This is a genomic window from Methylobacterium sp. B4 (assembly GCF_003201865.1).
GTDB lineage: Bacteria > Pseudomonadota > Alphaproteobacteria > Rhizobiales > Beijerinckiaceae > Methylobacterium.
Genome location: NZ_QJJJ01000001.1, coordinates 638,317 through 657,244 on the forward strand (window position 1 = coordinate 638,317; position 18,928 = coordinate 657,244).

19 protein-coding genes are annotated in these 18,928 nt (G+C 69.7%); 5 read left to right on the forward strand and 14 right to left on the reverse strand.

The window, feature by feature from the left end; translation table 11 throughout:
- Positions 1-17 precede the first annotated feature (17 nt).
- Genes BY998_RS03050 through BY998_RS03065 form a run of 4 tightly spaced genes read right to left on the reverse strand, consistent with a single transcriptional unit; the run spans position 18 to position 4,382 of the window.
- A complete protein-coding gene (locus BY998_RS03050; protein ID WP_110350119.1) occupies positions 18-1,046 on the reverse strand; it encodes a Gfo/Idh/MocA family oxidoreductase in 1,029 nt (342 codons plus the stop codon).
- Positions 1,046-2,227, reverse strand: coding sequence for a methyltransferase domain-containing protein (locus tag BY998_RS03055; protein WP_110350120.1), 1,182 nt, complete (start codon positions 2,225-2,227; stop codon positions 1,046-1,048). Before BY998_RS03055 ends, BY998_RS03050 begins: the two co-directional genes overlap by 1 nt.
- Before the next feature lie 31 nt (positions 2,228-2,258).
- A complete protein-coding gene (locus BY998_RS03060) occupies positions 2,259-3,179 on the reverse strand; it encodes a hypothetical protein (RefSeq protein WP_110350121.1) in 921 nt (306 codons plus the stop codon).
- Positions 3,180-3,191: 12 nt separating this feature from the next.
- Positions 3,192-4,382 (reverse strand): inositol-3-phosphate synthase, encoded by a 1,191-nt coding sequence (locus BY998_RS03065; RefSeq protein WP_110350122.1) that lies wholly within the window; start codon positions 4,380-4,382, stop codon positions 3,192-3,194.
- Between the two features lie 315 nt (positions 4,383-4,697).
- Between BY998_RS03065 and BY998_RS03070 the strand changes: the two genes are divergently transcribed.
- Positions 4,698-5,852 (forward strand): transglycosylase SLT domain-containing protein, encoded by a 1,155-nt coding sequence (locus BY998_RS03070; RefSeq protein ID WP_110350123.1) that lies wholly within the window; start codon positions 4,698-4,700, stop codon positions 5,850-5,852.
- Positions 5,853-5,862: 10 nt separating this feature from the next.
- Here BY998_RS03070 and dgcA read toward each other — a convergent pair whose 3' ends face one another.
- From dgcA to BY998_RS03090, 4 genes are all read right to left on the reverse strand, one after another.
- Positions 5,863-6,846, reverse strand: a complete 984-nt coding sequence (gene dgcA / locus BY998_RS03075; RefSeq protein ID WP_110350124.1) for an N-acetyl-D-Glu racemase DgcA — start codon at positions 6,844-6,846, stop codon at positions 5,863-5,865.
- A 16-nt stretch (positions 6,847-6,862) separates the two neighbouring features.
- Positions 6,863-7,873: an N-acetyltransferase DgcN gene (gene dgcN, locus BY998_RS03080; RefSeq protein ID WP_110350125.1), complete on the reverse strand. Its 1,011-nt coding sequence runs from the start codon at positions 7,871-7,873 to the stop codon at positions 6,863-6,865.
- A gap of 201 nt (positions 7,874-8,074) precedes the next feature.
- A complete protein-coding gene (gene ilvD / locus BY998_RS03085; RefSeq protein WP_110350126.1) occupies positions 8,075-9,910 on the reverse strand; it encodes a dihydroxy-acid dehydratase in 1,836 nt (611 codons plus the stop codon).
- Positions 9,911-10,067: 157 nt separating this feature from the next.
- Positions 10,068-11,630 carry a 2-isopropylmalate synthase gene (locus BY998_RS03090; protein ID WP_110350127.1) on the reverse strand — a complete coding sequence of 521 codons (1,563 nt, stop codon included), beginning with the start codon at positions 11,628-11,630 and terminating at the stop codon, positions 10,068-10,070.
- Between the two features lie 433 nt (positions 11,631-12,063).
- Between BY998_RS03090 and BY998_RS03095 the strand changes: the two genes are divergently transcribed.
- A complete protein-coding gene (locus tag BY998_RS03095; RefSeq protein WP_110350128.1) occupies positions 12,064-12,390 on the forward strand; it encodes a hypothetical protein in 327 nt (108 codons plus the stop codon).
- A gap of 28 nt (positions 12,391-12,418) precedes the next feature.
- Here BY998_RS03095 and BY998_RS03100 read toward each other — a convergent pair whose 3' ends face one another.
- From BY998_RS03100 to pdxY, 3 genes are read right to left on the reverse strand one after another with little or no spacing between them, the layout of a single operon-like run.
- Positions 12,419-13,150 (reverse strand): NUDIX hydrolase, encoded by a 732-nt coding sequence (locus BY998_RS03100; protein ID WP_110350129.1) that lies wholly within the window; start codon positions 13,148-13,150, stop codon positions 12,419-12,421.
- Positions 13,140-14,069: a PhzF family phenazine biosynthesis protein gene (locus BY998_RS03105; protein ID WP_110350130.1), complete on the reverse strand. Its 930-nt coding sequence runs from the start codon at positions 14,067-14,069 to the stop codon at positions 13,140-13,142. The genes BY998_RS03100 and BY998_RS03105 overlap by 11 nt, the downstream gene beginning before the upstream one ends.
- A gap of 30 nt (positions 14,070-14,099) precedes the next feature.
- Positions 14,100-14,951, reverse strand: a complete 852-nt coding sequence (gene pdxY / locus BY998_RS03110; protein ID WP_110350131.1) for a pyridoxal kinase PdxY — start codon at positions 14,949-14,951, stop codon at positions 14,100-14,102.
- 120 nt (positions 14,952-15,071) lie between these two features.
- Here pdxY and BY998_RS03115 point away from each other — a divergent pair, with 120 nt between their 5' ends.
- The 3 genes from BY998_RS03115 to BY998_RS03125 all read left to right on the forward strand — a co-directional run bounded on the left by BY998_RS03115 (position 15,072) and on the right by BY998_RS03125 (position 16,956).
- A complete protein-coding gene (locus BY998_RS03115; RefSeq protein WP_110350132.1) occupies positions 15,072-15,593 on the forward strand; it encodes a DedA family protein in 522 nt (173 codons plus the stop codon).
- 1 nt (position 15,594) lies between these two features.
- Positions 15,595-16,389 (forward strand): cobalamin-binding protein, encoded by a 795-nt coding sequence (locus BY998_RS03120; protein WP_110350133.1) that lies wholly within the window; start codon positions 15,595-15,597, stop codon positions 16,387-16,389.
- A gap of 81 nt (positions 16,390-16,470) precedes the next feature.
- The gene (locus tag BY998_RS03125; RefSeq protein ID WP_110350134.1) at positions 16,471-16,956 is read left to right on the forward strand and encodes an MmcB family DNA repair protein; all 486 of its coding nucleotides are present in this window, start codon (positions 16,471-16,473) and stop codon (positions 16,954-16,956) included.
- Here the strand turns inward: BY998_RS03125 and BY998_RS03130 are convergent.
- The 3 genes from BY998_RS03130 to fumC are packed head-to-tail and all read right to left on the reverse strand — an operon-like array spanning position 16,879 to position 18,853.
- Entirely contained in the window at positions 16,879-17,190 is a 312-nt protein-coding gene (locus BY998_RS03130; RefSeq protein WP_110350135.1) for a ribbon-helix-helix domain-containing protein, read from the reverse strand. The genes BY998_RS03125 and BY998_RS03130 overlap by 78 nt on opposite strands.
- Positions 17,187-17,375 (reverse strand): DUF4169 family protein, encoded by a 189-nt coding sequence (locus tag BY998_RS03135; protein ID WP_110350264.1) that lies wholly within the window; start codon positions 17,373-17,375, stop codon positions 17,187-17,189. The genes BY998_RS03130 and BY998_RS03135 overlap by 4 nt, the downstream gene beginning before the upstream one ends.
- A gap of 59 nt (positions 17,376-17,434) precedes the next feature.
- Positions 17,435-18,853, reverse strand: coding sequence for a class II fumarate hydratase (gene fumC, locus BY998_RS03140; protein WP_110350136.1), 1,419 nt, complete (start codon positions 18,851-18,853; stop codon positions 17,435-17,437).
- Between the last annotated feature and the right edge of the window lie 75 nt (positions 18,854-18,928).

An 18,928-nucleotide genomic window follows, 5' to 3' on the forward strand; every position in this document is an offset into this window, starting at 1 on the left:
TCTCCTCCCAATGATGATCAGGCCGCGTCGCGGCCGGCCGGAAGCCCCGCCGCCGCGTAGGCGCGGGCGATCAGGCGCATGGTGTGCAGGTCGCGCTCCGCGTCCCAGGCGGCCCGCTCATCCCTCTCGAGAAGCGCGCGGCCGAAGGCACGCACCTGTTCGAGGAAGGGCGAGGCCTCTCGATCGAAAGCGATCTCTTCCGCGCGGCCGTCTGCGCCGTCGGTGAAGGTGACATGACCGCCCGCGGTCTGGCCCATCGTGTTCGTCGCGCTCAGCATGCCGTGGGTACCGACGACTTCCAGCCGGCGGCGCGGCAGCGCATCGGGGCAGTTATAGGCGACGTTGAGCTGCGCCAGCGCGCCCGATTCCGTCCGGCCGATCAGCAGGGCGCCGTCATCGACGGCGTAATCCTGCGCCCGGGCCTGGGTCATCGCGGCGATGTCGACGATGGGTTCGCCGAGCAGGAAATCGACGAGATCGATGCCGTGGGGGGCAAGATCCATGAGGGCGCCGCCGCCGGCCTGGGCCGGGTCGATGCGCCAATTGTCCTGCCCCTCGAACGAGGTCCATGTGCGGTCGAGCCAGCAGGCGTAGACGATGCGTACCGCCGTCACCGTCCCGAGCCGGCCCTCGCCGATGAGCCTCCGCATGGCGCGGTGGCCGGGATGGTGCCGCTGGTCGAAGGCGGTGCCGTAGAAGGCGCCCGAACGGTGCACAGCCGTGGCCATCGCCTCGGCGTCGGCAAGCGAGGCCGCCATCGGCTTTTCGCAGAGCACGGCCTTGCCGGCGGCGCAGAGCGCCTCGACGGCACCGCGATGCAGGTGGTTCGGCGTGGCGACGTAGACCGCCTCGACCTCGGGATCGGCGAGCAATCCGGCGAGATCGGCATAGGCCCGCGCGCCCTCGGCTTCCGCCGCCACGCGCGATCCGGCGCCCGGATCGGCCACGGCCACGAGGCGGTGCCCGGCGTCGCGGATGGCGGGTGCCATGTAGTCGCGGGCGACCCAGCCGTAGCCGACGATGCCCCAGCCGACGCGTCCGCTCATCACCAGCGCTCCGGCAGATCGACGTATTCGCGGCGGCGCACCCGTTCCGCCTCCGGCGCGTCCGGTCCGCCGACCCAGTCGATGGCGGGCGGCCCGTCGGAGTGCAGCGGGTAGGTCACCTGCCGCCCGTATTCCGCCTCGTATCGCTCGGAGGGCCAGCGGATCGCGTAGCCGCCCTCCTGCGGTGCGTAGAGCGGATTGAGATGCAGCGCCGCATCCGCCGGCGGCAGGGTGATGCCGTCGACGATAGCCCTCGGCGCCGGGCGCATGCCGGGCCCTGCCACAACGGAGAAGGCCTCGCAGGTCTTGAGGTCGCGCGGCTCGCGTGGCTGCGGTGCCCGCGCCTCCACCAGCGCCCGGGTCAGCTCGGCATCGTCGTAGACGAGACCGTCGGGAAACAATTCCTCGATCTCGGCGGAGGAGATGGCGCGGCCGGACGAGAAGCCGGGCTGGCCGCTGTTGTGGATGTGGCTGATGGCGAGCCACCCCTCCTCGCCGGCGGTGTGGCGCAGGCAGGAGAGCACGCCCGCCTTGTCGTCGAGGAAGTAGAAGGCGTCGTTGCAGATCACGAGATCGACCGGCGATTCCGGGATCGGCCAGTGCGGCGAGGTGGCGTCGAAGCAGACGAGCTGCGCCTTCTCGCCCACCACCCAGTGCCGGGCGACCCAGAGCTTGGCGAAGACCACGTCGGCACCCGCGACCTTCACGCCGCGTCGCTTGAGCTCGCGCAGGTAATGGCCGATGCCGCAGGCGAGTTCAAAAGCGCAGACCGGGCCGTTCCAATGCGCCTCCAAGAGGCTGAGGCCGGCAAGGAAGGTCGGATCGGTCCAGCGATTGACGAAATAATCGCCGACCCGGCCCCAGCCGAGCCATTCCACCGCCTGCCGCAGGGAGGCGCTGGCACGCTCCCGCACCAGCCGATGCAAGGCTTCGGGATCGGCGGGCGGGCCGGTCCACCAATCGTCCTGATCGGCGAGCAGAAGCACCAGGGCATCCTCCACGCGGTCGGCGTCGAGATGATCGAGCGCTGCCGCGACAAGGCTCTCCCGACCCGTGCGCAGAAAGGGGATGCCGTCGATCACGGGCCAACGCGCACCGGTCTCGACGTCACGCAGGCCATGCGCGCCGTCGGCCTTGAGCGGGTGGCCGGTCTCCGGCGAGAGGAGATCGAAGGGGATCATGATCCTGGATTCTGCCGGACGGCGCGGGATGTCACGGGATGCGCATATCGGTCAGAACGCGATCCTGGAAAGCCTTCACCGGCCCGGCATGGACCAGTTCCATGTCATCGAGCACGGTCTCCATCGTCAGCGAGGCCGCCCGCAAGTGCTGCGCGATCTGCAGGACCCGATCGATGGAATCGGCGGCGTGGAAGGCGCGGCCCTCGGCGGTCGCATCGTCGGGCAGGACGAGGCGGGCGGCGCGGACCGTTTCGCGCAGCGGCGGCTCCAAGTCGTCCAGCGCCCAATCCGAGCAACGGGCCACGATCGGCCATAGATGGTCGCCGAGCAGCATCTCCCCGGTGAAGCCCGCATCGGGCATCGCCGCGTTATGGAAATGATGCGCCATCGCCGCGAGGAAGACCGTCGTCGGATCGGCCCGATAGAAGGGGCTCAGCAACACGCCGTAGACCGCCACGACGAGGCAGTGCTCGGCGTGGTTCTCCGGCGGCTCCAACAGGATGCGCGGCTTGCCGGGGCAGGTCACCCCAGCCCGGGGCTGCTGCGCCAGCGCCGCGACGAAGCCGGGCACCGGCCCGGCCGGCAGGACGGCCGGTTGGCGCAGGCAAGCCTGCAAGCGCTCCCGCAATCCGGCATCGAGCGGCTCGGCCACGGCTTCGAGCCCCGCCACCAGCACCGAGGCGGTCTGCGCCTCGTCGAGTCCGGCGGCGTTCAGGAAGGCGGCATCGAGGTCGCAGAGGCGGGACGCGGCCAGGGCCTTGGCGGTGATGTCGAGGGCGACCGTCTCCGGCGAGCCCCCCCCAGTCAGCGCCGACCAGCCCTGCGCGAACAGGCGCTGGGCGATCGATCCCTCGCGGCCCGACGAGCGGACGCGCTTGAGGTCGCCGAGTTCGACCAGCAGCTCCCGCAACGCGATCGGAGCGGCCGGTTCGGTGGCCGAGTGGCCCGCCATGGGTTCAGCGCCTCACTGCACGCCCAGCCAGTCGAACAGCATCCGCTGCTGCTTGCCGAAATCGTGCTCCGGCCCGTGGCCGTTCTTCACCATCGGCGCCTTGAAGAAGGTCGAGAGCTGCTCCTGCACGCCGCCGTCGCCGCGGCTCTTGGCCAGATCCAGCACGCGGGCAATCTCGATCACGAGGGGCGCGGCCAGGATCGAGTCCTTGCAGAGGAAGTTCACCTTGATCTGCATGCGCTGACCCATGAAGCCGGTGACGTCGATGTTGTCCCAGGCTTCCTTGTCGTCGCCGCGCGGGCGGTAATAGTGGATGTGCACGAGGTGATCCTCGACCGGGTAGCCCAGGATCGAGTCGAGCACCGTGCCCTTGGTGTTGAGCTTCGACTGAAGCGAGTTCGGGTCGTTGAGGGCCAAACCGTCGCGGTTGCCGAGGATATTGGTCGAGAACCAGCCGTCCACGTGAAGCTGGCGGGCCTTGAGGGCGGGGGCGAGCACCGTCTTCATCATGGTCTGGCCGGTCTTGCCGTCCTTGCCGGCGACCGGGACGTTCAGCTCGCGGGCCAGATCCATCAGGGCCGGCACGTCGGCGGCGATGGAGGGCGTGAAGTTGGCGTAGGGCACGCCGCTCTTGATGGCGGCGTAGGCGTAGAGCATGGCCGGCGAGATCGACTCGTCGCTGGCGTCCAACCCCTTCTCGAAGGCTTCCGCCGAGTTCAGGACCGGGTCGGCCAAGTCGGGCCAGCGCTCGGTCGAGGCGAGATTGATGACGACGACGTCGTCGAGGTTGCTCTCCTTGCGGAAGCGGTTGAGGTCGTTGGCGATGACCGAGACGGTCTCGCGATGATCCTTGGCGACGATGCGGTTGGCGCCGTCGATGTTCTTGCAGAACTTGGCCGAACCCACCGCCGGCCAGGGCGTGATGCCCTTCAGCGCCTGAGCGCCGTTCTCGATGTCCTCGCGGGTGAGGACGCCGTGACCGGTCGCGGCGGAGGCGAGATCGTCGCCGTTCAGATCCCAACCGCCGAACACGAGATCCTTGTAATCGGCCATCCCGGAAACCGGCACGCCAGCAAGCGGCAGACCATCCAGACGGTTCGAACCCGACTTGATCGTTTCGATGCCGGCGATGGCTGTCGTCGCGACCGCCCCGCCCATGCCAACGAACGCCACTCCGACGCGTCGACCGGTCTGAATGCCCATGGGAACTCGATCTTTCTGCTGTGGCGGCGCTGACGCCTTAGGATGAGCCCTAACTGGCCGCCGCGCGGCCCATGACAACTATGACCGACCTGCCGCGTTCCCGCGTCCGGGCTGCCATCTTTGCCGCAGGCGAGCCTGCGCGGCGAAGGCGCGTATTAGTTAAAACATCGTAAACACAGTGCCTTAACGCTGCATTAACGGGATCACGTTTGGATCACGGGGTGGTCCCATTGTGGTCACACCCGGCGGCGAAACCTCCGCCGGTCAAACGAAGCCCGGCCCCTAAGAACGCCGAGGCACCAACAAGGAAGACCGATGGGGGTTTACCCGGAGCCGGCGCTCTGCGCCGACGACGTGAGCCGACTCGTGCCTTGCGGGTCGGATATCCGCAATGATTCCGTTTCGCGGTGGCCGCGTGCGAGCGCTTCGCGCCGTCCGGTTGCCACGATCCTCGCGCCTCTCGCCCGCGGCCTCGCCGCCGTGACCGCAACCGTGACCCTGCTGGTCGCCGCGCCGCAGACCGCTTCGTCCTACGAGGGCGGCGCGAGCGCCGCTTCGGCGATCCCGTCGATGGTGCGCGCCGACCTGCGCCCGGCCGGGGCCGAGGCGGAATGGGGCGGCACCGCCCTGCTCGGCCAGGACGACATGCTGACCGCAGCGCTCGACCGCATGCAGGCCTCTTTCGCCAATCCGCGCCAGGGCGGCGAGGACGAGATCCTGCGCTTCGGCGAGATGAGCGTGCGGCGCTCGCTCGTGGACACGATCCTTCGGGCCTCCGAGGTCACCGGCGTCGATCCCGTCTACATGATGGCGCTGGCCGACAAGGAGTCGAGCTTCGACACCGGCGTGAAGTCCTCCGCCTCCTCGGCCCAGGGCCTGTTCCAGTTCGTCACCGGCACCTGGCTGGAGATGATCCGCCAGTACGGCGCCAAGCACGGCCTCGCCGACGAGGCCGCGGCGGTGAAGGGCCACGGCGCCGGCATCACCATCGCCGACGCGGCCCTGCGCAAGCGGGTGCTCGACCTGCGCAACGATCCCTTCGTCTCCGGCCTGATGGCGGGCGAGTTGATCAAGCGCGACCGCAGCCGGATCGAGGCGCGGATCGGCCGCGAACTGAAGACGACCGAACTCTATCTGGCGCACTTCCTGGGCACGGCGAGCGCGGGCAAGTTCCTCTCGCTCAGCGCCGAGGATCCGGACAAGGTCGCCAAGGCGGCCTTCGGCCGGGCTGCGCGGGCCAATCGCAACATCTTCACCGCGAAGGACGGCGGAAAGCGCCGCAGCCTGACCGTGGCCGAGGTTCACGAGAAGCTCGACGGCATGATCGATCGCCGCCTCAGCCAGTATCAGGCCATCGCCGACCTCGCCGCGCAGCAGCAGGCCGACGAGCCGGCGGAGCCGATCCTCGATGCCCGCCTGCGGGTGAACGAGGCGGTGGTGCCGCCGCTCGCGATCCGCTGGGTTCAGTAAGAGGCGATCTTCAGCCCCACAACTCGGGCGGCGGCGGATAGACCGTGCTGCCCTCGTAGCGCAGGGCCGGCTCCCGGTCGCGGGCCAGCAGGAGCGGCCCGTCGAGATCGACATAGGCCGCATGGTGCGCAAGCAGCATCGCCGGCGCCATGGCGAGCGACGATCCGACCATACAGCCGACCATGATCTCGAAGCCGCGCGCCCGCGCCTCGTGGGCCAGCTTCAGCGCTTCCGTCAGGCCGCCGGCCTTGTCGAGCTTGATGTTGATGGCGTCGTAGCGCGCGGCCAGGGCATCAAGGCCGGCGCGGTCGTGCAGGCTCTCGTCGGCGCAAATCGGGATCGTGCGCTCGAACTCGGCCAGAAGATCGTCCTCGCCCGCCGGAAGCGGCTGCTCGATCAGGCCCACGCCCGCGGCGGCGCAGGCCATGAGGTTGTCGCGGATCGTCTCCGCGCGCCACGCCTCGTTGGCATCGACGATCAGGCGGGAATCCGGCGCTCCGCGGCGCACGGCGGCGATACGCTCGGGATCGCCCTCACCGCCGAGCTTCACCTTGAGGAGTGGCCGGTGCGCCGCCGCGCGGGCGGCGGTTTCCATGGATTCGGGATCGCCGAGGCTCAGCGTGTAGGCCGTCGTCACCGGTCCCGGCGCGGGGAGACCGGCGAGTTCATGAATCGGCTTGCCCGTGCGCTTGGCCTCGAGATCCCACAGGGCGCAGTCGAGCGCGTTGCGCGCGGCGCCGGGCTTCATCCGCCCGGCGAGATCGAAGCGCCCTCCACCCTCCGCGATCCACGCCGCCTGGGCTTCGAGGGCAGCGGCGACGCTCTCCACACTCTCGCCGTAGCGGGCGTAGGGCACGCACTCACCCCAGCCCCGATGCTCGCCGTCCTCGACGGTGGCGACGACGACGGCCGCCTCGGTGCGGCTGCCGCGGGAGATAGTGAAGGCTCCGGCGATGGGAAAGCGCTCGACGGCGACGGTGAGGCGGCGCGGCATCGGTGAACCCTCTCCCTCAGGCCGGGAATTCGGCGCTGAGCCGATCCACGATCCCCTCAACGCCGAAGCGCACGGGATCGGTGGCGGGCAGCCCGTGCGCGCTCTCGGTTTCGGCCAGGACGGCACGGGCCTCAGCCTCCGACAGGGCGTGGGTGTTCACGGCGATGCCGACCGGGCGGATGCCGGGATTGGTGAGCGAGCCGCAGCGGATGGTCAGGTCGATGACCTCCTGGATCGTCGGCAGGCTCGCCTCGACGCCGCGCATGCGGGTGCGGGTCGGCTCGTGGCAAACGACGAAGGCATCGGCTTGCGCCCCGTGCAGCAGGCCGAGGCTGACGCCGGCAAAAGACGGGTGGAACAGCGAGCCCTGCCCCTCGATCAGGTCCCAATGGTTCGGCTCGGCGGCGGGCGCGACCCACTCGACGGCGCCGGAGATGAAATCGGCCACCACCGCGTCGATGGCCACGCCGCGCCCGGAGATGAACACGCCGGTCTGGCCGGTGGCGCGGAAATCCGCGTCGAAGCCGCGCTCGCGCATCCCGCGCTCCAGGGCCAGCGCGGTGTACTTCTTGCCGACCGAGCAGTCGGTGCCGACGGTGAGCAGGCGCCGGCCGGGCCGCTTGGTGCCCTTGCCGGTCGGAAACGTCTCGGTCGTGTGACGCACGTCGTGCAGGGCGCGGCCGTTGCGCTCCGCGGCTCCGGCGATCGCCGGAATCGAGCCGAGCCGCACGTGCAGGCCGCTCGCGACGTCGAGCCCGGCCTCGAGCGCCGCGACGATCTCCGCAACCCAGTGGTCGGGCAGCACGCCGCCGGCATTGACCACGCCGACCACGAGGGTCCTACAGCCCTTCGCGACGGCCTCTTCGAGGGTCAGGTCGGGGATGCCGAGATCGGCGGCACAGCCTTCCATCCGGAGCTGGCCGACGCACCATTCGGGGCGCCAGTCATTGATGCCGTAGGCGGTCTTGGCAGCGAGCCGGTCCGGCACGTCGCCGAGAAACATCAGGTAGGGCGTGGCGATCTGCATGGGCGATGGTCCCGTCCGGAGCGAAGCTCCGCCTGAGAACGCGTCTATGCGTGATCCGTGCCCGATGCGCGAGGCGGCGCGCCGCATTCCTGCAACGCTTCGTCAGACCTCTTGCCGAGGTGTCCGCGGAACGCGAGCCTCGACGCACGCCGCGCCGGTTCTACCATCGCTCGGCGCGGCGCCTTCAAGCCGTTGTGTTGCCTACGGCTCGACCCGCCGCACCGCACCCTTGGCGGCGCTGGTCGCGAGCATGGCGTAGGCGCGGAGCGCCGTGCTGACCTTGCGCTTGCGGGGCGCGGCCGGGCGCCAGCCTTCCGCATCGCGGGCGGCGCGGCGCTCGGCGAGGACGGCCTCGTCCACGGCGAGGTGGATGCGCCGGTTCGGGATATCGATCTCGATCCGGTCGCCCTGCTCGACGAGGCCGATCAGACCACCCTCGGCGGCTTCGGGCGAGACGTGGCCGATGGAAAGACCCGAGGATCCGCCGGAGAAGCGGCCGTCGGTGACCAGCGCGCAGGCTTTGCCGAGGCCCTTCGATTTCAGGTAGCTCGTGGGATAGAGCATCTCCTGCATGCCGGGGCCGCCGCGGGGGCCCTCGTAGCGGATCAGCACCACCTCGCCGGCCTTCACCCGCCCGTTGAGGATGGCATCCACCGACGCGTCCTGGCACTCGAAGACGTGGGCGGTGCCGGTGAAGGTGAGGATCGAGGCATCGACGCCCGCCGTCTTCACGATGCAGCCGTCCTCGGCGAGGTTGCCGTAGAGCACGGCCAGTCCGCCGTCCTTCGAGTAGGCGTGCTCGGCGTCGCGGATCACGCCCGCCGCGCGGTCGAGGTCGAGTTCGTCCCAGCGCGAGGCTTGGCTGAAGGCGACCTGGGTCGGCACGCCACCGGGCGCGGCACGGAAGAACGTTTGGACGGATTCGCTCTGCGTCTTCGTGACGTCCCAGCGGTCGAGCGCGGCGCCGAGCGTACCCGAGCCGACATTGCCGACGGTCCGGTCGATCAGACCGGCGCGGTCGAGTTCGCCCAGGATGCCCATGATGCCGCCGGCCCGGTGCACGTCCTCCATGTGGACGTTCGCGACCGCCGGGGCGACCTTGCACAGAACCGGCACACGGCGCGAAAGCCGGTCGATGTCGGCCATGGTGAAGGGCACTTCGCCCTCGTGCGCGGCGGCGAGCAGGTGCAGCACCGTGTTGGTCGAGCCGCCCATGGCGATGTCGAGCGTCATCGCGTTCTCGAAGGCGGCCATCGTCGCGATGGAGCGCGGCAGCACGCTGGCGTCGTCCTGCTCGTAGTGGCGGCGGGCCAGATCGACGATCAGATGACCGGCCTCGACGAAGAGACGCTTGCGGTCGGCATGGGTCGCGAGCGTCGAGCCGTTGCCGGGCAGGGAGAGGCCGAGCGCCTCGGTCAGGCAGTTCATGGAATTGGCGGTGAACATGCCCGAGCACGAGCCGCAGGTCGGACAGGCGGAACGCTCGATGACGGCCACGTCCTCGTCGGAGACCCGGTCGTCGGCTGCGGCCACCATCGCGTCGACGAGGTCGAACTTGCGGGTGACGCCGTTCATCACGACCTTGCCCGCCTCCATCGGCCCGCCGGAGACGAAGACCGCGGGGATGTTGAGGCGGAGCGCCGCCATCAGCATGCCGGGTGTGATCTTGTCGCAATTCGAGATGCAGACCATGGCGTCGGCGCAGTGCGCGTTGACCATGTACTCGACGGAATCGGCGATCAGTTCGCGGGACGGGAGCGAGTAGAGCATCCCGTCATGGCCCATGGCGATGCCGTCATCGACCGCGATGGTGTTGAATTCCTTGGCCACACCGCCGGCCTGCTCGATCTCGCGAGCCACGAGCTGTCCCAGATCCTTCAGGTGGACGTGGCCGGGCACGAACTGCGTGAACGAGTTCACCACCGCGATGATCGGCTTGCCGAAATCGGAGTCCTTCATGCCGGTGGCGCGCCACAGGCCGCGGGCGCCGGCCATGTTGCGGCCGTGTGTGGTGGTGCGGGAGCGATAGGCAGGCATTTCTTTTCGGGTCTTTTCGACTTCAGAACCTGAACAGCGGCATCGATTCCTCCCCGTCATTGCGAGGCGAAGCCGAAGCAATCCAGCGCTCCGCACTCTCCGGAAAGGTCGCGCCGCTGGATTGCTTCGCCGCCGCTCGCAAGGACGAGGACGCGTGTCAGACCATGGCGGTGTGCTGCGCGTGCAGCCGCACGGAGGCCGCCGAGAGCTTGTTGAGCGCCGAGAGATACGCCTTGGCCGAGGCCACCAGCGTGTCCGGGTCGGCGCCGCGCGCCGTCACCGAGCGCTCGCCGGCCTTGAGCCGAACGGAAACCTCCGCCTGCGCATCGGTGCCCTCGGTCACGGCGTGGACCTGATAGAGTTCGAGCACCGCGTCGTGTGGCACGATGGCATGGATGGCGTTGAACACCGCGTCCACGGGACCGTTGCCGTCCGCCTCCTCGGTGAAGGTGCGGCCGTCCATCTCGATCTTCATCGTCGCGCGCTGCGGCCCCCGCGTGCCGGCGATCACCGAGAGCGACAGGAGCTTGATGCGGTCGTGGGCGGTGGCGAGGTTCTGATCGACCAGCGCCTCGATATCCTCGTCGTAGACGTGCTTCTTCCGGTCGGCCAGATCCTTGAAGCGCTCGAACACGTCCTGGAACTGGTTGTCGGACAACGAGATGCCGAGTTCGGCCAGCTTCGACTTGAACGCGGCCCGGCCCGAATGCTTGCCCATCACCAGCGAGGTCTTGGCCAGCCCGACGGAGGCCGGAGTCATGATCTCGTAGGTCTCGGAATGCTTGAGCATGCCGTCCTGATGGATGCCGCTCTCGTGGGCGAAGGCGTTCCGGCCGACGATGGCCTTGTTGTACTGGACGGGGAAGTTCGCGGCGTGGCTGACGAGCTTCGAGGCGCGGGTCAGCATCGTCGTGTCGATGCCGGTGTCGTAGGGCATCACGTCGGCGCGCGTGCGGATCGCCATCACGATTTCTTCGAGCGCGGCGTTGCCGGCCCGCTCGCCGATACCGTTGACCGTGCACTCGATCTGCCGGGCGCCGCCCTCAAGGCCGGCGAGCGAGTTCGCCACCGCCAGCCCGAGGTCGTTGTGGCAGTGGACCGACAAGATCGCCATGTCGGCGTTCGGTACGCGCTCGCGTACGGCGCGGAACATCGCGCCGTATTCCTGCGGCGTGGCGTAGCCCACCGTGTCGGGCAGGTTGATGGTGGTGGCGCCCGAGCGGATCGCCGCCTCCACGCAGCGGCAGAGATAGTCGATATCGGTGCGGGTCGCGTCCATGGCCGACCATTCCACGTCCTCGACGAGGTTGCGGGCCTGGGCCACAGTCTTGAGGATGATCTCGATCACCTCGTCCTGCGTCTTGCGCATCTGGTGGGCGAGATGGATCGCCGAGGTCGAGACGAAGGTGTGGATCCGCCCGCGCTGGGCGTGACGCACCGCCTCGCCCGCGCGAGCGATGTCGGCGGGAATGGCGCGGGCGAGCCCCGCCACCGTCGCGCGCTTGGTGCGCCGGGCGATCTCGGAGACGGCCTCGAAATCGCCGTTGGAGGCGATGGGAAAGCCCGCCTCGATGATGTCCACGCCCATCCCGTCGAGCAGTTCGGCCACCGCCAGCTTCTCGTCGAGGGTCATGGTGGCGCCGGGGCATTGCTCGCCGTCGCGCAGCGTCGTGTCGAAGATGACGACGCGGTCCTTCGCGCTCTGAGTGATGTTCGCCATGGGTCTTCGTTCCTCGCAGCCGGCGCGCTCGACTCCTCGGGAGCGGCGCCGGAAAAACCTGTCTTCCGGTGGACGAGCGGCATCCCCTGAGAGCCCAGGCGGATGCGCCCGGACGGCCCTCAGGGGCGGCTAAGAAGCAGGCCTACGAGAATGAGCGCGCAGGACGAGGCGGCCGCGAAAGCGGCACCGTCGTTCGTCTGCACGGAGCGGCCAGGGGCCACGCTCGATTCTCCTCAGAGGCTGACTCGCCGGCGGACCACCATCGGACCATCGCGCGACCAGGGTGGCGGTATGTACCGATTGCCGGGGATCGTGACAAGCACATGCCTGTCCCGCGCCCCTACGGCGATTGACCGGTGCAGCCGCCGGAGGCACAACCCGCCGGCCAAGCTTGGCTGCAACGAACCTCCTCGCGCAACCGGAGAGACAAGTCGTGCCCGCGCCGCTTCCCCGTGCCGTCTCCCTCGTCCTCCTCGGCTGCGCCCTGAGCGCCTGCCAGTCGAGCGCACCGCCCCCGGTCGCGCCCATCGCCGCCGCCCCCGCGATCGCCGCCCTGCCGACGGGCAGCGGCTGCGGCCCGACCATCGCCCGCACGCAGGCCATCGTCGACGGCGACGTGAAGACCGGCGATCTCTCCGCCGCGGTCGGCACGCGCTTCGGCGCCGATCTCGACAAGGCGGCCCAGGCCTGCGCCGCCGGTCGCGAGGGTGAGGCGATGAGCCTGCTGGCAGCGGCCAAGACGCGCTACGGCTACCGTTGAGGGTGAGGCCGGGCGCCGCCCGGCGGTCTCAATCCGGAAAGATGCTCGCGAGATAGGCCTGGACGAAGCTCGGCATCCGGGCGGCGTCGATGTCGGTCCGCGAGCGGGCGACGACGCTGTGGGCGAGTTCCGGCTCGTCCTCGCGGGCGCGATGCGCCTCGATGCGCGCCTTCAACGCCTCCGCGTCGAGATCGAAGCGAACGGGACGCAGGAAGGCGAGTTGTCCGTCGCCGCGCAGGAGCACCCATTCCTCCTCCGCCCCTTCGGGCAGGGTGAGACCGGTCTCCTCCAAGAACTCCCGCGCCGCGCTGCCGGCGAGATCGACCGTGCCGTCCTCGCGCAGATCGCCCCGATCCGGCGTTCCGCAGGGAAAGTAGATCTGTCCGGCATTGGCGGTGTGCGCCCCCATGACACCGAGGATCACGGCGCCGTCGGCGCTGTGCGGGACGATGGCCGCAAAGGCGTTCGCCACCAGCGCGTCGGGCACGCCCGCATCGCGGAAAGCGATGAAACGCGAGTAGGGCGCCTCGAACAGGGCCGCCTCGCATGTGCTGTCCGCGATGGTGCAGCCGCTGGCAAGGAAGACCGTGCCGTCGAACAGGCCCGGCGTCTTCGCGAGGCGCCGCTCCCAGTTCCGATCGATCGCCGCAGCATTGTCCCGAGCCCAGGCCCAGTCGTAGGCGACGCGCCGGGCCGAGATCCGCGACAGCGTCACGAGGGAGAAGCCCGGCGCGACCTCGCCCGACATCTCAATCGACATGCAGGGTCCCCTCGCTCACCACGACCGCATGCCCCCCGATCTCGACGGAGCGCAGGCTGCCCTCCGCAATGACGAGCTGGAGGTCGATGGTGCTCGGGCGGCCCATGGCGACGCCTTGGCGGATCAGCACGTCGTGCGTCCCCTCGCCGAGGGGCTCGAACTGCATCAGCACGCCTGCGAAGGCCGCCGCGGCGCTGCCCGTGGCGGGATCCTCCGCCACGCCGAGATGGGGCGCGAACATCCGCGCTTGATAGCGATGGCCGATCCCTTCCGGGTCGAGCGCGTAGAGGTAGAGCGCATCGGTCGAGCCGTCGGGGAACAGGCGCTCGAAACGGCCGGAATCGAGCCGCGCCCGGTCGAGGGCATCGTGGGAGGCCAGCGGCACGAAGGTGAAGGAGGGGCCGGCGCCGTGGCGGCTCGGGAGGTGGCGGTTGAAGCCGATCTCGGACGACCTGAGACCGAGGGCTTCGGCGATCGCGTCCCGCGCCGCGGCCTCGCCAAGATAGCGCGGCAGCACCGGTAGCTTGAAACGGGCGCGTCCGCTTGCTCCGTCCGCGGCGCCCTCGACGGCGCAGGAGACGATGCCGATCTCCTCCTCCAGCCCGAAGGCGGCGGCGTCGGCCAGCGCGGCGGCCTGCCGCTCGGCGCGGTCGCGCAGGGCGAGCAACACCGCCGTCCCGACCGTCGGGTGGCCGGCGAAGGGCAGTTCCCGCGCGGGCGTGAAGATGCGCAGCCGCGCCCGGTGGCGCGCCTCCTCCGGCGGCAGCACGAAGACGGTCTCCGAGAGGTTGAACTCGCGGGCGATGGCCTGCATCGCGGCTCCGTCCAACCCTTCGGAATCGATCACCACCGCGAGCGGGTTTCCGGCGAGCGGCGTGTCCGTGAAGACATCGAGGGTGACGAAGTGGCGTTGCGGCATGGAGCCTCCGGAATCACTCGGGCGGGCGGATCAGACGACCTCGACCGGGAAGGCCGAACTCGGGGTGACGAACTCGTCCTGCGCCGCGACGGTCAGCAGCTCCGCCGAGCCGGCCTCCGCCGTGCGGCGCAGCAGCCCGTGGATGGAGGCGGCGGCCATGCCCAGCGCCAACGCGGCCGAGCCCGTGCGCAGGTAGTGCACGAGATAGAGCGCGGCGACGGCGTCTCCCGCCCCCGAGACCGCCTTCAGGTCGAGCCGCGGCGTGCGCACCCGCCAGAACACGCCGCCCTCCCCCGCCATCATGTCGATGGCGTCGGCCGGAGTCTCGGCGGTGATCAGCGAGGTGACGAGCACGACCCGCGGGCCCATGGCCTGGACCGCACCCACCGCCGCCTTGGCCGCCTCCAGCGTGTCGCTGGGCTGCCCCGAGATCAGGTCGAGCTCGAACTGGTTGGGGGTGAGGATGTCGGCCGCCGGCACGGCCTGTTCCCGCATGAAGTCGGCGATGCCGGGGCGCACGTAGACACCGGAATAGGTGTCGCCGATGACCGGGTCGCAGCAGAACAAAGCCGCACGGTTCGCGGCCCGCACGGCGGCGACCGTGCGCAGGATCGCCGTGCCGATATCGGCCGAGCCCATATAGCCGGAGAGCACCGCGTCGCAGTCCTTGAGCGCGCCGCGCTCGGCCACGCCCTGCACCACCTCCTCGACCGCCGGCCCGTCGAAGACGCGCCCGCGCCACTGGCCGTAGCCGGTGTGGTTGGAGAACTGCACGGTATGCACGGGCCAGACCTCGACGCCGAGCCGCTGCATGGGAAAGACGGCGGAGGAATTTCCCACATGGCCGTAAGCGACATGCGACTGGATCGACAGGACCTTCATGACGCTCCGGTGTCCGCGTGCGGCCCTGGTGGTAGCTCAAGTGGCCGCAGGGCGCATCCCGCCGGCTTGCCGGAGCGTTGCGGCTCGGCCAGATGAAGCGTCACCGCGGCCGGAGCGAGCATGGATTTCGAGACGATCAAGCAATCCGTCGTGGCGTTCATCGAGGCGCACCGGGCCTGGGCGCCGCTGGTGACGGGGGTCATCGCCTTCTGCGAGTCGCTGGCGGTTCTCTCGCTGCTCGTCCCCGCGACCTTCATCCTGCTCGCGATCGGTGCGCTGATCGGCTCCAGCGACCTGCCGCTCTGGCCCATGGTGATCGGCGCCGGCATCGGGGCGGGCCTCGGGGACTGGGTCTCCTACGAGGTCGGCCGCTACTTCAAGGAGGACGTGAAACGGATCTGGCCCATGAGCCGCCACCCGGAGATGACCCTGAAGGCCGAGGGCTTCATCCGGCGCTGGGGCTCGGGCGCGGTGGCGATCGGGCGCTTCATCGGCCCGGCGCGGGCCGTGGTGCCGCTGGTGGCCGGGAGCTTCGGCGTCAACCGCCTCCCGTTCCAGATCGCCAACTGGCTCTCCGCCTTCGTCTGGGCCTTCGTCATGCTCGCACCCGGAGCGGGGTTGTTCGCGTGGTTCAAGCACTGAGATGCGCCGCTTTCCGCCCGAACGGATCGTCTGCCTGACGGAGGAGACCGTCGAGACGCTCTACCTGCTGGGCGAAGACCGGCGCATCGTCGGCGTCTCGGGCTACGCCGTGCGCCCGCCGCAGGTGCGCCGCGAGAAGCCGCGGGTCTCCGCCTTCACCAGCGCGGACCTTCCGAAGATTCTCGCCCTCGAACCGGACCTCGTCCTCGCCTTCTCCGATCTTCAGGCGGAGATCGCCGCCAGCCTCGGCCGGGCGGGGGTGGCGGTCCATCTGTTCAACCAGCGCGACGTGGCGGGCTGCCTCGCGATGATCCGCACGCTCGGCGCCCTGGTCGGCGCCGGCGAGCGGGCCGAGGCGCTGGCCCGCTCCTACGAGGCGCGCCTCAGCGCCGCCGCGGCGGCGCGGACGGAGGGTCCGCGGCTCAAGGTGTATTTCGAGGAATGGGACGAGCCGATGATCTCCGGCATCGGCTGGGTCTCCGACCTGATCGGCCATGCCGGCGGGCAGGACGTGTTTTCGGATCTGAGCCGAGAGCCGGCGGCGAAGGATCGGATCGTCACCGCGCAGCAGGTGATCGCGGCGGCGCCCGACGTGATCCTCGCCTCCTGGTGCGGCAAGCGCGTCAACGTCGATCGCATCCGCGGGCGGCCCGGCTGGGCGGCGATCCCTGCGGTGGCCGACGGGCGCATCCACGAGATCAAGTCGCCGCTGATCCTGCAGCCGGGTCCGGCGGCGCTGACGGATGGGTTCGAAGCGATCCGCGCCGCGCTCGCCGTGCGGCAAAGCGGCCGGTGACACCGGCGCCGTACCCCTGGCAGGATGGGCGAGCCTGATTCGGTCGCATCTGCCAGCCAACGCGCAAGCCATCGCCCCCGCATGTCCATAGCCTTCGCCACCATCGTCCTGCCGCCGGATCGCCGCCAGTCGCCGACCGCGCTCAACATCCAGCGGGGGGTGCGGCGCCTGCTGGCCGAGATGGGCTGCGTGAGCCTGCCGGAATTCTCGCTCGCGAACGGGCGGCGGGCCGACGTGATCGCCCTGTGCGGCGCGGGCCGGCTCACCATCGTCGAGATCAAGTCGAGCGTGGCCGACTTCCGCGCCGACCGGAAATGGCCGGATTACCGCGACTATTGCGACCGCTTCTTCTTCGCGATCCCCGAGACCGTGCCGGAATCGCTGATCCCGGACGAATGCGGCCTCATCGTCGCCGATTCCTATGGCGCCGCGATCCTGCGCGAGCCGCCGGATCACCCCTTGAGCCCGGCGCGGCGCAAGGCCGTGACCCTACGCTTCGCCCATTCCGCCGCCGGCATCCTGCACGCGCTCGCCGATCCCGGCGCCATCCGCGAAGGCGCGCTCTGACGGACCCGGTCCCTGGCGCACCGCGCCGAGCACGAAGACCCTGAGGGCGGAGGACAGGTTGCGCCCGCCGCGCGCGGAATCGACGGCGCCGACGAGCGCCTGAACCGATTGTCCGCGCGCCCGCGCGATCTCCTGAAGGGCCGTCCAGAACTCCGCTTCGAGCGAGACGCTGGTGCGATGGCCCGCGATCATCACCGAGCGTTTGGCGACGCCCGGTATCGGCGGTCGCGTCATTCCGTGTCGGGTTCGGTGAGCCGGTGGCCTTCGTGGCGGGTCTGCTCGAGGGTCTTGCGCGTCTCGGCCAGCGTTTTCGCCTTCTTCGGCCGCCCGAACAGCACCCGGTTCTGGGCGGCCTTGGCCTCCTTGGCCGCCTTCTCGCGATCCTTGCGCACCTGACGCAGATTGATGATCTCGGCCACCATTGTCGCCTCCGGTCCACCCGGCGCGCACGCTCCGCGCCGGGGGACGAATGTTGCGCTTATTCCGCGCTCGGCGCCAGCATGGTTTCGGGCCGAACGACGCGCTCGAACTCCTCTTCCGTGACGTAGCCGAGACGCAGGGCCTCCTCCTTCAGGGTGGTGCCGTTCTTGTGCGCCGTCTTGGCGATTTCGGCGGCCCTGTCGTAGCCGATGGAGGGGGCGAGCGCGGTCACCAGCATGAGCGAGCGGCTCATGAGGTCGCTGATCCGGTCGGTGTTGGCCTTGATGCCGACGACGCAATTGTCGGTGAAGCTGACGGACGCGTCGGCGAGCAGACGCACCGATTGCAGCACCGCGTTGGCGATCACCGGCTTGAACACGTTGAGTTCGAAATGACCCTGGCTGCCGGCGAAGCTCACCGTGGTGCCGTTGCCGATCACCTGGGCACAGACCATGGTCAGCGCCTCGCACTGGGTCGGGTTGACCTTGCCCGGCATGATCGAGGAGCCGGGCTCGTTCTCCGGCAGCGACAGCTCGCCGAGGCCCGAGCGCGGGCCCGAGCCCAGCAGGCGGATGTCGTTGGCGATCTTGAACAGGCCCGAGGCCAGGGCCGTGAGCGCCCCCTGGAGGAAGACGAGGGCGTCGTGGCTGGCCAGCGCCTCGAACTTGTTCTCGGCGGAGGTGAAGGGAAGTCCGGTCAGCTCGGCCACCTTCGCGGCGAACCGCTCGGCGAATTCGGGATGCGCGTTGAGCCCCGTGCCGACGGCGGTGCCGCCCTGGGCCAGAGCGAGGACGCCGGGGAGCGTGGCCGCGACACGGGCGCCGCCGAGCGCCACCTGCGCGGCGTAGCCGGAGAATTCCTGGCCGAGGGAGACCGGGGTCGCATCCTGCAGGTGGGTGCGGCCGATCTTGACGATGGAGTCGAACGCCTTGGTCTTGGCGTCCAGCGCAGCGTGCAGGTGGGAAAGTGCCGGCAGCAGCCGCTCCTGCACCTCGCGGGCGACCGCGATGTGCATGGCGGTGGGGAAGGTGTCGTTCGAGGATTGGCCGCGGTTGCAATGGTCGTTCGGGTGGACCGGCGACTTGCCGCCGCGCTTGCCCCCGAGCCGCTCGTTGGCGAGGCTGGCGATGACCTCGTTGGCGTTCATGTTGGATTGCGTGCCCGAGCCGGTCTGCCAGACCACGAGGGGAAACTCGTCGTCGTGCTTGCCGGCGACGACCTCGGCGGCCGATTCGGCGATCGCGTCGGCGATTCTGGGCTCGAGCCCGCCGAGATCCTTGTTCACAAGGGCGGCGGCCTGTTTGACGATGCCCAGCGCGTGCACGAGCGGCGCCGGCTGGCGCTCGGTGCCGATCTTGAAGTTCTGGATCGAGCGCTGCGTCTGCGCGCCCCAATAGCGGTGGGCAGGCACCTCGATCGGACCGAAGGTGTCGGACTCCGTGCGGGTTTCCACGGCGGGTGTCTGTTGCGGCGACATCGTGGCCTCTTCGTTGGCTCGGATGCGGCCCTACTTAACGAAGCATGGTGACAAGCGCGATGCCGGCCCGAAACG

Excerpts from the sequence above, each read along its gene's own strand:
- BY998_RS03125 (WP_110350134.1), top strand. The coding sequence starts at position 16,471 with ATGTCCATAGCCTTCGCCACCATCGTCCTGCCGCCGGATCGCCGCCAG.
- BY998_RS03050 (WP_110350119.1), bottom strand. The coding sequence starts at position 1,046 with ATGAGCGGACGCGTCGGCTGGGGCATCGTCGGCTACGGCTGGGTCGCC.
- BY998_RS03105 (WP_110350130.1), bottom strand. The coding sequence starts at position 14,069 with ATGCCGCAACGCCACTTCGTCACCCTCGATGTCTTCACGGACACGCCG.
- ilvD (WP_110350126.1), bottom strand. The coding sequence starts at position 9,910 with ATGCCTGCCTATCGCTCCCGCACCACCACACACGGCCGCAACATGGCC.
- BY998_RS03065 (WP_110350122.1), bottom strand. The coding sequence starts at position 4,382 with ATGGGCATTCAGACCGGTCGACGCGTCGGAGTGGCGTTCGTTGGCATG.
- BY998_RS03130 (WP_110350135.1), bottom strand. The coding sequence starts at position 17,190 with ATGACGCGACCGCCGATACCGGGCGTCGCCAAACGCTCGGTGATGATC.
- BY998_RS03100 (WP_110350129.1), bottom strand. The coding sequence starts at position 13,150 with ATGTCGATTGAGATGTCGGGCGAGGTCGCGCCGGGCTTCTCCCTCGTG.
- BY998_RS03115 (WP_110350132.1), top strand. The coding sequence starts at position 15,072 with ATGGATTTCGAGACGATCAAGCAATCCGTCGTGGCGTTCATCGAGGCG.
- BY998_RS03070 (WP_110350123.1), top strand. The coding sequence starts at position 4,698 with ATGGGGGTTTACCCGGAGCCGGCGCTCTGCGCCGACGACGTGAGCCGA.
- fumC (WP_110350136.1), bottom strand. The coding sequence starts at position 18,853 with ATGTCGCCGCAACAGACACCCGCCGTGGAAACCCGCACGGAGTCCGAC.
- pdxY (WP_110350131.1), bottom strand. The coding sequence starts at position 14,951 with ATGAAGGTCCTGTCGATCCAGTCGCATGTCGCTTACGGCCATGTGGGA.
- BY998_RS03055 (WP_110350120.1), bottom strand. The coding sequence starts at position 2,227 with ATGATCCCCTTCGATCTCCTCTCGCCGGAGACCGGCCACCCGCTCAAG.
- BY998_RS03060 (WP_110350121.1), bottom strand. The coding sequence starts at position 3,179 with ATGGCGGGCCACTCGGCCACCGAACCGGCCGCTCCGATCGCGTTGCGG.
- dgcN (WP_110350125.1), bottom strand. The coding sequence starts at position 7,873 with ATGCAGATCGCCACGCCCTACCTGATGTTTCTCGGCGACGTGCCGGAC.
- BY998_RS03090 (WP_110350127.1), bottom strand. The coding sequence starts at position 11,630 with ATGGCGAACATCACTCAGAGCGCGAAGGACCGCGTCGTCATCTTCGAC.
- BY998_RS03120 (WP_110350133.1), top strand. The coding sequence starts at position 15,595 with ATGCGCCGCTTTCCGCCCGAACGGATCGTCTGCCTGACGGAGGAGACC.
- dgcA (WP_110350124.1), bottom strand. The coding sequence starts at position 6,846 with ATGCCGCGCCGCCTCACCGTCGCCGTCGAGCGCTTTCCCATCGCCGGA.